General features: G+C 73.7%; 13 protein-coding genes. 4 read left to right on the top strand and 9 right to left on the bottom strand.

All coding sequences use genetic code 11. The features are described from left to right. Positions 1-44: 44 nt before the first annotated feature. On the bottom strand, positions 45-902 hold the full coding sequence (locus tag L7D48_RS13375) for an SAM-dependent methyltransferase (protein ID WP_237879650.1): 858 nt from the start codon (positions 900-902) through the stop codon (positions 45-47). A 269-nt stretch (positions 903-1,171) separates the two neighbouring features. On the opposite strand from L7D48_RS13375, the gene L7D48_RS13370 reads away from it, so the two are divergent. Further along, positions 1,172-1,816 (top strand): GNAT family N-acetyltransferase, encoded by a 645-nt coding sequence (locus L7D48_RS13370; RefSeq protein WP_237879649.1) that lies wholly within the window; start codon positions 1,172-1,174, stop codon positions 1,814-1,816. 100 nt (positions 1,817-1,916) lie between these two features. Here the strand turns inward: L7D48_RS13370 and L7D48_RS13365 are convergent, their stop codons facing one another. The 3 genes from L7D48_RS13365 to L7D48_RS13355 form a co-directional block, all read right to left on the bottom strand. Beyond that, positions 1,917-2,909, bottom strand: coding sequence for an NADPH:quinone oxidoreductase family protein (locus L7D48_RS13365; protein WP_237879648.1), 993 nt, complete (start codon positions 2,907-2,909; stop codon positions 1,917-1,919). Between the two features lie 118 nt (positions 2,910-3,027). After that, positions 3,028-3,636, bottom strand: a complete 609-nt coding sequence (locus L7D48_RS13360; protein WP_093662912.1) for a TetR/AcrR family transcriptional regulator — start codon at positions 3,634-3,636, stop codon at positions 3,028-3,030. A 26-nt stretch (positions 3,637-3,662) separates the two neighbouring features. After that, positions 3,663-4,442, bottom strand: coding sequence for an SDR family oxidoreductase (locus tag L7D48_RS13355; protein WP_237879647.1), 780 nt, complete (start codon positions 4,440-4,442; stop codon positions 3,663-3,665). Between the two features lie 195 nt (positions 4,443-4,637). Between L7D48_RS13355 and L7D48_RS13350 the strand changes: the two genes are divergently transcribed. Both L7D48_RS13350 and L7D48_RS13345 read left to right on the top strand, forming a co-directional pair. After that, positions 4,638-5,174: a hypothetical protein gene (locus L7D48_RS13350; protein ID WP_237879646.1), complete on the top strand. Its 537-nt coding sequence runs from the start codon at positions 4,638-4,640 to the stop codon at positions 5,172-5,174. Positions 5,175-5,452: 278 nt separating this feature from the next. Continuing rightward, on the top strand, positions 5,453-5,917 hold the full coding sequence (locus tag L7D48_RS13345; RefSeq protein ID WP_101255505.1) for a MaoC family dehydratase: 465 nt from the start codon (positions 5,453-5,455) through the stop codon (positions 5,915-5,917). A 22-nt stretch (positions 5,918-5,939) separates the two neighbouring features. Here the strand turns inward: L7D48_RS13345 and L7D48_RS13340 are convergent, their stop codons facing one another. Then, on the bottom strand, positions 5,940-6,635 hold the full coding sequence (locus L7D48_RS13340) for a TetR/AcrR family transcriptional regulator (protein WP_237879656.1): 696 nt from the start codon (positions 6,633-6,635) through the stop codon (positions 5,940-5,942). A gap of 221 nt (positions 6,636-6,856) precedes the next feature. Next, positions 6,857-8,017 carry an acyl-CoA dehydrogenase family protein gene (locus L7D48_RS13335; RefSeq protein WP_237879645.1) on the bottom strand — a complete coding sequence of 387 codons (1,161 nt, stop codon included), beginning with the start codon at positions 8,015-8,017 and terminating at the stop codon, positions 6,857-6,859. 66 nt (positions 8,018-8,083) lie between these two features. Here L7D48_RS13335 and L7D48_RS13330 point away from each other — a divergent pair, with 66 nt between their 5' ends. After that, entirely contained in the window at positions 8,084-8,752 is a 669-nt protein-coding gene (locus L7D48_RS13330; RefSeq protein ID WP_237879644.1) for a TetR/AcrR family transcriptional regulator, read from the top strand. Positions 8,753-8,790: 38 nt separating this feature from the next. Here L7D48_RS13330 and L7D48_RS13325 read toward each other — a convergent pair whose 3' ends face one another. The 3 genes from L7D48_RS13325 to L7D48_RS13315 form a co-directional block, all read right to left on the bottom strand. Continuing rightward, complete coding sequence (locus L7D48_RS13325; RefSeq protein ID WP_237879643.1) at positions 8,791-9,873, bottom strand: Zn-dependent alcohol dehydrogenase; 1,083 nt, start codon at positions 9,871-9,873, stop codon at positions 8,791-8,793. Positions 9,874-9,980: 107 nt separating this feature from the next. Then, a complete protein-coding gene (locus tag L7D48_RS13320) occupies positions 9,981-11,399 on the bottom strand; it encodes an aldehyde dehydrogenase family protein (protein ID WP_237879642.1) in 1,419 nt (472 codons plus the stop codon). A 56-nt stretch (positions 11,400-11,455) separates the two neighbouring features. After that, a partial coding sequence (locus tag L7D48_RS13315; protein WP_237879641.1) for a molybdopterin dinucleotide binding domain-containing protein occupies positions 11,456-12,452 on the bottom strand: 997 nt, incomplete at its 5' end.

Below are 12,452 nucleotides of genomic sequence, written 5' to 3'. Positions count from 1 at the left end.
CCGCCCCGGGGCGGCCCCTCCCGGGCGAAGCAGCGCGCTCGCCCCTACCCGCGTGTCCGGGCGTGGGCGATGCGGGACAGGTCGAGCGGTGCCAGTGCGTCCTGGCGGTCCCACAGGGCTGGGTCGAGCATCTCGTGCTGGCGGACATGCCTGACGGACTTGAAACCACAGCCGGACAGCAGGGCGGTCAGGTCTTCCGGGGTGAAGAAAGTCCGCCATGGCTCGCCGTGTTCGGCGGCGAAGGACGCGACGGCGTCGGCGTATCGCCGCGCGGTGGCATCGCGCAGTCCCCCGGGGAGCATGTAGTCCATGAGGAGTTGAGTACCGGGGGCGAAGCCTCCTATCGCGCCGAGGGTTTCGGCGACGGAGTCGGCGGTGAGGTACATGCTCACGCCCAGCCAGGCGACGACCGACGGCCTGCTCGGATCGAAGCCGTGCGCGCCGAGCCCGCCGGCCAGGGACTCGCGCTCGAAGTCCAGCGGCACATAGGTGACGTTGCCGGGGACCGGGACTCCCGCGGCGGCCAGGCGCTCCCTCTTGTCCTGCTGGGTGGCGGGGTGGTCGACCTCGAAGACACGGACCTGCCCGGCGAGTTCGGAGCGGTGGGCGAAGGTGTCGAGACCGGCGCCGAGAATCACGTACTGGCGTGTGCCCGAGTGGATCGCGCGGCTGACGCACTCTTCGGTGTAGCGGCTGCGGCAGACGGTCTGGGCTCGGGCGGCGGACAGGACGAGATGGTCCCCGTAAGTGCGGTGGTAGCCCAGAAGCTCTTCGGCCTGGGCACCCAGCAGGGCTTCGGCGAGCGTGTCGGCAAAGATCGACGGCGGGTTGTCGACGATGAGGTGGGCGGCACGTGCGGCTGCGGCCGTCAGGGCAGTACTGCTTGGGCTCTGTGGTGTCACAGCACCCACCATAATCAAGGACCGGCGAATTATATCATTCAAATAAAAATTTCACAATAGGTTATTCATTTCTCTTTCGCGTCACTTGGGAGGTGTCTCGGTCGATTCCCGTCCGGTACGGGAAACCGTCGCGCGGCTACGGTGGCACGGCGGATGTGGTGGCCTACGCCCGCCGCACCGGCGTCCCCGTCCGGGTGCTGTGGCCCGAGGGCTCCTCCCGGGACTGACTGCGTTGCCGCCTCGCCCGGTCCGGCGGAAGAATCCGTGGAATGCGTGATCGACTGTGGTTACCGGCCGGGTTGTGCCTGCGTCCGTGGGCGCTGTCCGATGTCTCCGCCGTACTGGAGGCGTTCGCGGAGCCGGTGATGGGGCGGCAGGCCGACGCGCCCGTCACCACGGCGGCGGAGGCCGAGCAGTGGGTCCGGCGGCGGCGGGACCAGTGGCACCGTGGAGTGGCCTACGGCTTCGCCGTCGCCGACGGCGGCGACCCGGCTCTGGGCGGTGTCGCGGTGGGCGGCGTCAACGCGCAGCACGGCACCGGTTGGGTCTCGTACTGGACCACCGCCGCCGCCCGTGGCAGGGGCGTGGCGGCCCACGGTTGCCGGGCGCTGGCCGACTGGTGCTTCACCGACCTTGGCCTGTTCCGCCTGGAGTTGGGGCACCGCACCGACAACCCGGCCTCCTGCCGTGTGGCCCGCGCGGCGGGGTTCGCACCCGAGGGCCTGCAACGGCGAAAGCTCGCCTACGACGGCGTCCGCTACGACGTCGAGCTGCACGCACGGCTGGCGACGGACCCGCGCCCGGAGCAGCAGGAGCACGAGGTGCGCATCAGCCGCCATTTCGAGCGTGCGCGTGAGTGGGGCGCTGTCGAGGATGCCGAGCGTCTACATGATGCGGAGAAGCGCGACCGGTGAACTCCTCCTGATCTTTCCGGTCGCGCACAAGAGAGCCGTGTGTCCCCGGACCGCCGGGCGGTCCGGGGACACACGGCGCCGGCGGCCGGGCCGGAGGGGCTCAGGGCTGGATGACGACGCGGCCGGTGGTGGTGCCGTCGGCGACGCGCTGGACGGCGTCGGCCGCGCCCTCCATCGGTACGCGCTCGCTCACCAGCGGCTTGATCGCGCCCTGTTCGGCGAGCCTGGTCAGCTCCTCGTGGCAGGCGCGGACGGCGGCCGGGTCGTGGGTGTTGTACAGGCCCCAGTGCAGGCCGAGGATGGCGTAGTTCTTCACCAGGGCGTGGTTGAGGCCGGGGCTGGGGATGGCGCCGCTGGCGAAGCCGACGACCACGATCCGGCCCTCGAAGGCGACGCACTTGGTGGAGGCGGTGTACGCGTCGCCGCCGACGGGGTCGTAGACCACGTCGGCGCCGTGGCCGCCGGTGGCCTCCTTGACCGCCTGGGCCAGCCCCTTGGCGCCGTCGACCGCGCGCCGGTCGATCACCGTCTCGCAGCCCAGCTCCCGGGCCACCGCCGCCTTCTCGGGGCCGCCGACGACGCCGATCACCTTCGCGCCCGCCGCCTGGCCGAGCTGGACGGCGGCGCTGCCCACTCCCCCGGCGGCGGCGTGGACCAGCAGGGTCTCGCCGGCCTGGAGGCGGGCGCGGCGGTGGAGGCCGAACCAGCCGGTCTGGTAGCCGATGTGGAGGGCGGCGGCCTCGGCGTCGTCCAGCGCCTTCGGCGCGGGGGCGCAGCGGGCCTCGTCGACCGCCACCAGTTCGGCGAAGGCGCCGTGGGGCAGGTCGGGCTGGGCGATGACGCGGGTGCCGGTGGCGGTGGACGTGCCCTCGCCGGCCGCCACGACCTCGCCGCACAGCTCCACGCCGGGGGTGAAGGGCAGCGGGGGCCGTACCTGGTAGTGGCCGCGGCACAGCAGCGCGTCGGGGAAGTTGACGTTCGCCGCCCGTACGCGCAGCAGGAGGCGGCCGGGGCCCGGCTCGGGGTCCGGGACCTCCTCCAGCCGCATCGCCTCGCGCGGTTCGCCGTTCTCGTGGACGCGCCATGCCTTCACCTGAGGCCTCCGCCTTGGGTAGTGGGTCGTGTGGGGTCGTGGGTCCGGTGTCGTGGGTCGTGCCGGGTTCTTCGGGTGGTTCGTGAGGCACCGGGCTCGCGGGTCGCGGTGGGGGGGTTTACGGCCGCAGGGCCCGCAGCAGCAGGTCCGCCAGGTGGTCGGCGACCTCCTGCGGGGTCATGCGCCCGCCGGGCCGGTACCAGGTGCTGAGGTGGTGGACGGAGCCGAAGTGGTAGTCCACCACCAGGTCGGCCGGGGTGGCGGTGGAGAACACCCCCGCCTTCTGCCCCTCCTCGATCAGGGCGCGGAACCGCTCGTGGTAGCGGCGGCGTTCGGCCCGCACCTGCTTCTGCTTGTCCTCGCTGAGCTGGTGCATGGAGCGGAAGAAGATCGAGGCGTCGTCGAGGTTGTCGATGGTGGTGACGACGACGTCGGCGGCGGCGTCGCGCAGCCGCTGCTCCACGGGGGCGTCGGAGGAGGCGAAGGCGTCCAGCCGCTCCTGCTGCAGGCGCAGCACCCGGCCGTAGATCTCGTGCAGCAGGTCGTCCTTGGAGCCGAAGTAGTGGTAGAGGGCGCCCTTGGTGACGCCCGCCGCCTCGACGATCTCCTGGACGGAGGTGCGGTCGTAGCCGCGGTCGGCGAACAGCCGGGTGGCTGCGGCCAGCAGCCGCTGCGGGACAGGCTGGGTGGGGGCGTCGTCCTGCCGCTGGTTCGCCGGGCTCGTCATGGCGGTTCCTCCTGCTCCTGGTGGCCTTACCGGACCTGCTGGTCCCGCTGGATTGTCTCCAGCTTCCGCTGCACATGATTCATGCCGTCCAGCCACTTGTCGGTGTCGGATGCCCGCGCGACGGCGTAGCGGCCGGCCTCCGGGTGCGGAAGGACCAGGAAGCGCCCGGCGTCGACGGCCTCCAGGGTGGCGCGGGCGACGTCCTCGGGCTCGATGGCGGTGGGCTTGAGCACCAGGTCGCCGGCGGTGGAGGCGGAGGCGAGCATGTCGGTGCGCACGCCCTGCGGGCACACGGCGTGGACGTCGATCCCGCGGTGGCGGTAGGTGAGCGACAGCCACTCGGCGAAGGCGAGGGCGGCGTGCTTGGAGACGCTGTAGGGCGCGGAGCCGACCATGGTGAGCATTCCGGCGGCCGAGACGGTCGCGACGAAGCGGCCCCGGCCGCGCTCGAGCCACTCGGGCAGCAGTTCGCGCGCCGCCCGGACGTGGGCCATGACGTTGACGTCCCAGGCTGCGTCCCAGACGGCGTCCTCGGCCTCGGGGCCGCCGGCGGGGGCGATGCCGGCGTTGGCGCAGAAGACGTCGATACGGCCGCCGAGGGCCTCGCGGGCGGCGGGGACGACCTCCGAGGCGTCGCCGGGCACCGCCGTGGCGCCGATCTCGCGCGCGACGGCCTCGGCCTTGCCGGCGTCGAGGTCGTTGACGACGACCCTGGCGCCGCGTGCGGCGAAGGCGCGGGCGAGGGCGGCGCCGATGCCGCCGCCCGCCCCGGTCACCACGACGCCAGAGTCCCGCAGGTCCTCCATGTGCCCACCCTTCGTCTCGTTCCGGTCGCCTACGGTGTCCGTTTCCGGCCCGCTCCCGGTGACCCACCGATTTCCTGCACAGACTAACCAGTCGGTATGTGGCATCGGAAGATTCGGGGGCACACGGATCCATTGGAGGGTCCGGTACGTCCCAGCGATGACGGCTGTGGTCGATTACGTCGGAGGTGGTACGCGTTGGCCGGTTTCAATGCCCTGGCAGAACAGGTCCGTGATCCCGAGAGAGACCCGTCCCAGCGCAGGCAGGCGCTGCGCAAGTGCCTGGAGCGCTTCGCCCCCTACGGGCACCGCGCCACCTGGTACCACCTGTGCGCCCGCGCGGGTATCTCCCCCGACGACCGCAGCCCCGACCCGGAGCGCCTGATGGCCGCGCTGGAGGAGCTGGAGGAGGCCCGGGAGGTGTGGCTGGCGTACGAGCGCGACTTCGCGCGGCGGCGCAGGGAGCAGAAGCACCTCGGTGTCCGGCAGCCACCGGGTGACGCCTGGCACCGCCGGTGCTGGGGCGGTCGCGGGCTGCTGCCCGTGGAGGACCCCGGCGCCGCGCCGCCCGCTCCGCTGGCGGAGGTGCTGCGGCGGCTGGTCCGTGAGGCTGAGGCACGTGAGGCACGGCGTGCGGCCCAGGCGATGCACAGCGCCGAGCGGGCCCTGCGGGCCCGCCGGCCGGGGGCGGTGGCGCACGGCGGCGGCACGGGGAGGATGGCGGTCAGCGGCTGACGCCCGCGTCCGGCGCGGGCGCGGCCCTGGCGGCCCGGTGGAGCATGACGCGTCACGGCGGGTCCCGGATCTTCCGGGGCCCGCCGTGACGCGTCGCGGGCGCTCGGCGGGCGGCGGGCGCTCGGCGGGCGGCGCTCGGCGCTCGGCGGGCAGTGCGCGGAAGGCGGTGCGGCCGTTGACATGCCCGGCACCCCCGACCATGCTGAGCAAGCGCTTAGTAGCGTGTACCGACACCACGGACACACGGACACCACGCATGGTTGGGGAGGCGAGCTTCGATGGCGGAGCCCCGGGTTTTCACATCGGTCGACGAACTGAAGGCCGCGGTCGGCGAGGAGTTGGGCACCAGCGACTGGCTGGAGGTCGACCAGAAGCGGATCGACCTGTTCGCGGACGCGACGGGCGACCACCAGTGGATCCACGTCGATCCCGAGAAGGCCGCCGCCGGCCCGTTCGGCACCACCATCGCGCACGGCTATCTGACGCTCTCGCTGCTGCCGGTGCTGGTGCCGCAGCTCATCCGCGTCGAGGGCGTGCGCATGGGCATCAACTACGGCGTGAACAAGGTCCGCTTCCCCTCCCCCCTGCCGGTCGGCTCGCGGGTGCGCGCGACCGCGCGGATCACGGAGGTCTCCGAGGTCGGCGAGGGCTGCGTCCAGTTCGCCTCGGTGGTGACGGTCGAGCGTGAGGGCGGGGAGAAGCCGGTGTGCGTCGCGGAGAGCGTCGTGCGCTACTACCTGTGACGCCCGCCGCCGTCCGCCGGGCTCACGCGCCCCGGCCGTCCCCGTCCGCGGTCTCGCCGGCGGGGACGGCCGGGGCGCCGACCATCTTCAGCACCAGTCCGGCGTAGAGCTCGCCGATCTCCTCGGGGGTGCGCGTGCCGCCGGAGCGGAACCAGCGGGCGACGTCGATGCAGAGCGAGAGCACGGCCAGGGCCGTGCCCCGGACGTCGGGGACGGTGAAGTCCCCGGCGGCCACCCCGTCCTGGAGGATGCCTCGCAGGATCTCCTCGCTGCGCCGCCGCAGGGCGACGATCTCGGCGTAGTGCTCCTCGGCCAGCGCGTTCAGCTCGTACTGCACCACCCGGGCCGTGGTGTGGCGCTCGGCGTGCCAGCGCACGAAGGCGCGCACCGCGGCGGCGAGCCGGTCGGCGGGTGTCACCGCGCTGTTGCCGGCCTCGGTGAGGATGCGCACCGAGCGCTCGTGGCCGACCCGGCTGATCTGGTAGAGCAGTTCTTCCTTGGTGCGGTAGTGGATGTAGAGGGCGGCGGGGCTCATCCCGGCGCGGGAGGCGATGTCCCGGGTGGTGGTGGCGTGGAAGCCGCGCTCGGCGAAGGCCTCGACGGCCGCCAGCAGCAGCCGGCGGGCGGCGTCGGGGGCCACCTCGCCCCAGGAGTCGTCGGGCTCTCCAGCGCCGTCCGCGGCGTTCTCCGTCGTGTTCTCGGTGTCCGCGGCGTCCATGGCGTCCGCGCTCCGCACGGACTCCGCTCCCGTCTCCGCAGCCATCAGCACCTCGCCCGTTCGTCCCACCGGGCGAACACCATACAACGCCTGCTGAGCAGCCGCTTAGGGAGCGGAGGGGCCCGGGAACCGCCGGGACGCCGTCTCGGCGCGGCCGGAAACGCCGCCGGAGCGCCGCCGGAACGCCCTCGGAGCCCCCTCCGAGCGCGGTCGGGACACCGTCAGAACGCCGACACCCCGGTCAGCGAGCGGCCGATGAGCAGCTTGTGGATCTGGCTGGTGCCCTCGTACAGGGTCATCACGCGGGCGTCGCGCAGCAGCTTGCCGACGGGGTACTCGTCGATGTAGCCGTAGCCGCCGAAGACCTGGAGGGCGTTGTTGGCGGCGCGCACGGCGGCCTCGGAGGCGTAGAGCTTGGCGACGGAGGACTCGGTGGCGAAGGGCAGACCCCGGTCTATGTGGTCGGCCACGCGCCAGGTCAGCAGCCGGGCGGCGTCGACGTCCACGGAGATGTCGCTGATCAGTTCCTGGACGAGCTGGTGGCGGGCGATGGGCTTGCCGAACTGCTCGCGCTCGGCGGCGTAGGAGACGGCCGCGTCCAGCGCCGCCTGGGCGATGCCCACGCAGCCGGCCGCCACCGACATGCGCCCCTTGGCGAGGGCGGACATGGCGACGGAGAATCCCTTGCCCTCTTCGGCGATGCGGCAGTCGTCGGGGACGCGGACGCCGTCGAGCACCAGCTCGGCGGTGGCCTGGCCGCGCAGGCCGAGCTTGCCGTGGATCTCCCGGCGGGTGAGCCCGGGGGTGTCGGTGGGGACGAGGAAGGCGGTGATCCCCTTGTGGCCGGGCTCGGTGCCGGTACGGGCGAAGAGCAGCACCACGTCGGCCCAGGTGCCGTTGGTGATGAACATCTTGGTGCCGTCGATGACCCAGTCGCCGCCGGAGCCGCCGTCGCGGCGGGCGCGGGTGGTGAGGTTGGCCGCGTCGGAGCCGGTGCCCGGCTCGGTCAGGCCGAAGCAGCCGATCGCCTCGCCGGAGCAGAGCCGGGGCAGCCACCGCCGCTTGTGCTCCTCGCTCCCCCAGGCCGCGATCGACTTGGCGACCAGGCCGAGGGAGACCGACAGCACCCCGCGCACGGCGGAGTCCCCGCGCCCCAGTTCCTCGGTGACCAGGCAGTACGCCAGGTGGTCGCCGCCGGACCCGCCGTACTCCTCGTCGATGGTCAGGCCCAGGAAGCCCAGGTCGCCCAGGGACTTCACCACGGACCGGTCGATGCTCTCGGCGCGGTCCCACTCGGCGGCGTGCGGGACGATCTCCCGGTCGACGAACTCCTTGGCGAGCTGCCGTACGGCAGCCTGCTCCTGAGACAGCTCCAGATCCATGCCCAATAAACTAGCAGCGCTAGTTGCAGCTTCACAGATGCCGGACGAGACCCGAGGATGTGATCCGTGGCACGCCCACGTACCCCCCTGCTGAGCCGCGAGCGGATCGTGGCGGCGGCGCTCGCGCTGGTGGACGGCGAGGGCCTGCCCGCGGTGTCCACCCGCAGGCTCGCCGCCGAGCTGGGCGTCAGCGGCCCGTCGCTGTACAACCACTTCCGCACCAAGGACGAGATCCTGGACGCGGTGGCCGACGCGGTGTGCGCCGATGTCGACCTGTCGATGTTCACCGACGGCACCGACTGGCGCGAGGCGCTGGTGGCCTGGGCCCGCTCCTACCGGGCGGCGCTCAGCACGCATCCCAACATCGTCCCGTACCTGGCGCAGGGGCCCGGCCGGCGCCCCAGCCAGCTGCGGATGGCCGACGCCGTCTACGGCGCGATGCTCGACGCCGGATGGCCGCGCGCCCACGCGACCCGCATCGGCGCGCTGATGCGGTACTTCGTGGCCGGTTCCGCCCTGGGCTCCTTCGCCCGCGGCTTCGTCGACGACGCGGCGCTGTACGAGCGCGACTACCCGCATCTGGACCAGGCCCATCTGCTGGCCGAGCACCAGCAGCGCGTCGACGAGGGCGCCTTCGAGACGGGCCTGCGCGCCCTCGTCGACGGGCTGGCCCTCCAGTTCCCGGGCCGGGAGCGGGCCCGGGAGACCGAGGGCGGCGAGGGGCGGGCGGGCTAGTGCCGTGTCGGTCGGGGTGAACCCCGACCGACACGGCACTAGAAGACCACCAGCGCCCGGCCGCCGCGTCCGGCGAGCATGGCCTCGAAGGCCGCCGGCACCTCCTCCAGACCGATCCGGTCGGTGACCAGCGCGCCCAGGTCCAGCCGCCCGGAGCGGACGTGCTCGGCGAGGACGGGCAGGTCGCGCGCGGGGTCGCAGTTGCCGAAGACGCAGCCGGACAGGGTGCGGGCGAAGTGGAAGATCTCCAGCGGCGAGAAGGAGACCTGGCTGTCCTTGCCACCGATGCCCACCACCGAGGTCCGCCCGCCGCGCCGGGTGGAGGACCAGGCCGCCCGGATGGTCTCCGCGCGGCCGACGCACTCGACGGCGGCGTCCGCGCCCAGCCCGCCGGTGATCTTCCGGATCTCCTTGGCCGTGGTGTCGGAGGCGATCAGGAAGTCGGTGGCGCCGGCGCGGCGGGCCAGCTCCTCCTTGCCCGGGGAGACGTCCACGGCGACGATCCGCTCCGCGCCCGCGATCCGGGCCGCCTGGATCACCGCCAGTCCGACTCCGCCGGCGCCGAAGACGGCCAGCGTCTCGCCCGCGCGCAGGCGGACGCTGTGGTTGACCGCGCCGTAGCCGGTCAGGACCGCGCAGCCCAGCAGGGCCGCGTCGGCCAGCGGCACGCCGGCGGGCAGCGGCAGCACCCCGCGCTCGGCGACGACCGTCTCCTCGGCGAACGCGGCCGTGCCCAGCCCCGGATACAGGTCGTGGCCGCCGGCGGAGCGCGCGTAGGGGACGCCGCTGGCCGCGTTGGCCTCGGTGCACAGCCAGGGCTCGCCCAGCTTCGCGCAGAAGTGGCAGCTTCCGCAGGCGGGCGCCCAGTTGAGGACGACCTCGTCGCCGGGGGCCACGGTCGTGACGCCCTCGCCCACGGCGGTCACCGTGCCCGCGCCCTCGTGGCCGAGGACGGCGGGCACGGGCTGGCGCAGGGTGCCGTTGGACAGCGACAGGTCGGAGTGGCAGACCCCGGCGGCGGTGAGGCGGACCCTCACCCGGCCGGGGCCGGGCTCCGGCAGGTCGATCTCCCCCATCTCCAGCGGGGCTTTGGCGGCGGGCAGGACCACGGCGCGGACCACGTGGCGTCTCCTCTCACGTCCTGGGGCGGACGGGCTGCTTGCGTTGGGGTCGGGCGGGCGGATCGGGCGGGCGGCCGGACCGCTGGACGGACGGCCGGGCGTGCTGCTCAGAACTGCAGGGACTTGGTCTGGAGGTACTCGGTCAGGCCGTGCGGGCCCAGCTCCCTGCCCACGCCGGACCGCTTGTAACCGCCGAAGGGCGCCAGCGGGTTGAACCGGCCGCCGTTGATGTCCACCTGGCCGGTGTGCAGGCGGCGGGCGAAGGCGGCGGCCGTCTCGTCGTCGGCGGCCCACACCGCGCCCGACAGCCCGTAGTCGGAGTCGTTGGCGATCCGGGCGGCCTCGTCGGCGTCCTCGTAGCGCAGGATGCTCAGGACCGGGCCGAAGATCTCCTCCCGGGCGATGGTCATGTCGGGCGTGACGCCGGCGAAGACGGTGGGGCGCACGTAGTAGCCGCGTTCCACCCCCTCGGGGGCGTCCGCGCCGCCCGCGACGAGGGTGGCGCCCTCCTCGGTCCCGGTGCGGATGTAGCCGGTGACGCGTTCGCGCTGCCCGGCGTTGACCACCGGCCCCAGCCGGGTGGCGGGGTCGGTCGGGTTGCCGGGGACGTACTTGGCCGCCGCGGCGGCGGCGATCTCCACGGCCTGGTCGTAGTGGTCGGTGTGGACCAGCATGCGGGTCCAGGCGCTGCACGTCTGACCGGCGTTGGCCATCACGTTGCCCACGCCGATCTTCACGGCCTTCACCAGGTCGGCGCCGGGCAGGATGACGTTGGCGGACTTGCCGCCCAGCTCCAGCGCGACCCGCTTGACCGCACCGCCGGCGATCGCGCCGATGCGGCTGCCGACGGCGGTGGAGCCGGTGAAGGAGACCATGTCCACGCCGCCGTGCTCGGCCAGCGCCTGCCCGGCGACCGGGCCGCGGCCGGTGACGAGGTTGAACGCCCCGGCCGGCACCCCCGTCTCGGCCACGGCCTCGGCGAACAGCCGCGCGACCAGCGGGGTGTCCTCGGCGGGCTTGAGGACCACCGTGCAGCCGGCCGCCAGGGCCGGGGCGACCTTGGCGACGACCTGGTGCAGCGGGTAGTTCCAGGGGGTGATGGCGCCGACGACGCCGACCGGCTCGTGCAGTACGCGGGAGTTGCCCAGCCTCTCCTCGAAGGGGTGCTCGGCGGCGAGCTTCGCGTACGTGCCGGCGACCGTGACGGGCAGATCGGCGTGGACGGCCTGCGAGAAGGACAGCGGGGCGCCGAGCTCCGCGGTGACGGTGGCCGCGATCTCCTCGCGGCGGGCGGCCAGGGCGTCGTGCAGCGCGCCGAGCCGGGCCGCGCGCTCGGCGGGCGGTGTGGCGGCCCAGCCGGGCAGGGCCGCGCGGGCCGCCGCCACGGCCGCGTCGACGTCCTCGGCGGTGCCCGCCGGGACGGTGCCGATGATCTCCTCGGTGGCCGGGTCGACGACCTCGATCGTCTCCGTGCCCGCTGCGGGGCGCCACTGTCCGTCGATGTACATGCCGTTGTGTGCCTGCATGACCCCAAACTAGCGGCGCTAGTTTGGGGTGTCAGCAGGGCGGCGCATGCCGTGGATCACACGGAGGACGGGGCAGGGGATCCGGCGGCGGCCGGGGATGCCGCCGCGGAGCCCGGATCGGCGCCCCCGGCCGCCGGCGCGGGGACCACCCGGACCGGGAAGCCGTTGAGCACGGCCGTTCCCGACAGCGGGTCCAGCAGCCGCCCGTCCAGGAGCTGGTTGACGTTGGCCCCGGGCTCGGCGGAGGCCACCGGCGTCCGGGTGCCGGGCCGGTCGTGGCCCCAGCCGTGCGGCAGGCTGACGACCCCCCGGGCCACCTCCTCCGTCACCTCCACCGGTGCCCGGACCGTGCCCCCGTCGCCGGTGATCTCGGCGAGGGAGCCGTCGGCCAGGCCGAGCCGGGCGGCGTCGGCGGGATGGACGTGGAGGGTGCAGCGGTTGCTGCCGCCCTTCAGGCCGGGGACGTTGTGCATCCAGCTGTTGTTGGAGCGCAGATGGCGGCGGCCGACCAGCACCGGGGTCTCGGGCTCTCCCTGACGGCCCGCCAGGAAGCGGCGCAGCCGGGGGATGTCGGCGGCGATCGGCTCCGGGCACAGTTCGACCTTGCCGGAGGGAGTGCGCAGCACCTCGGGCAGCCGGGGGCGCAGCGGTCCCAGGTCGATGCCGTGGGGGTGCTCCAGCAGCTTCGCCAGGGTCAGCCCGCCGGGGTCGGCGCCGAAGCCGTCGCCGTAGGGGCCCAGCCGCAGCATCATGTCCAGCCGCCGCTCGGGGCCGCTCCCGCCGTTCAGCAGGCGGGTCAGCTCCGCGGTGTCCCGGCCGTGGACGGGGGAGAGCGGGTCGGCGACGGCGGCGGCCAGGGTGTGCTCGACGACCATGGCGTCGACCGACTCGGGACCGGCCTCCGGCGCGCCGGAGGCGCACAGCACCAGGCGGGCCAGGATCTCGCTCTCGCTCGCCTCCCCCTCGCCCAACGGGATCGCGGGGCGGGTGTAGCGCACCTGGTTGCGGACGGCCAGGGCGTTGAAGCTGAAGTCGAAGTGCGGGGAGCGGGAG

Source organism: Streptomyces sp. ICN903 (genome assembly GCF_022015835.1).
In the GTDB taxonomy this organism is placed as follows: Bacteria; Actinomycetota; Actinomycetes; order Streptomycetales; family Streptomycetaceae; genus Streptomyces; species Streptomyces fenghuangensis.
This window is presented reverse-complemented; position numbering and strand designations above follow the sequence as displayed.

Bases quoted from the DNA above. Each gene is read 5' to 3' on its own strand.
- L7D48_RS13370 (WP_237879649.1), top strand. From the start codon at position 1,172: ATGCGTGATCGACTGTGGTTACCGGCCGGGTTGTGCCTGCGTCCGTGG.
- L7D48_RS13360 (WP_093662912.1), bottom strand. From the start codon at position 3,636: ATGACGAGCCCGGCGAACCAGCGGCAGGACGACGCCCCCACCCAGCCT.
- L7D48_RS13355 (WP_237879647.1), bottom strand. From the start codon at position 4,442: ATGGAGGACCTGCGGGACTCTGGCGTCGTGGTGACCGGGGCGGGCGGC.
- L7D48_RS13345 (WP_101255505.1), top strand. From the start codon at position 5,453: ATGGCGGAGCCCCGGGTTTTCACATCGGTCGACGAACTGAAGGCCGCG.
- L7D48_RS13340 (WP_237879656.1), bottom strand. From the start codon at position 6,635: ATGGACGCCGCGGACACCGAGAACACGACGGAGAACGCCGCGGACGGC.
- L7D48_RS13335 (WP_237879645.1), bottom strand. From the start codon at position 8,017: ATGGATCTGGAGCTGTCTCAGGAGCAGGCTGCCGTACGGCAGCTCGCC.
- L7D48_RS13320 (WP_237879642.1), bottom strand. From the start codon at position 11,399: ATGCAGGCACACAACGGCATGTACATCGACGGACAGTGGCGCCCCGCA.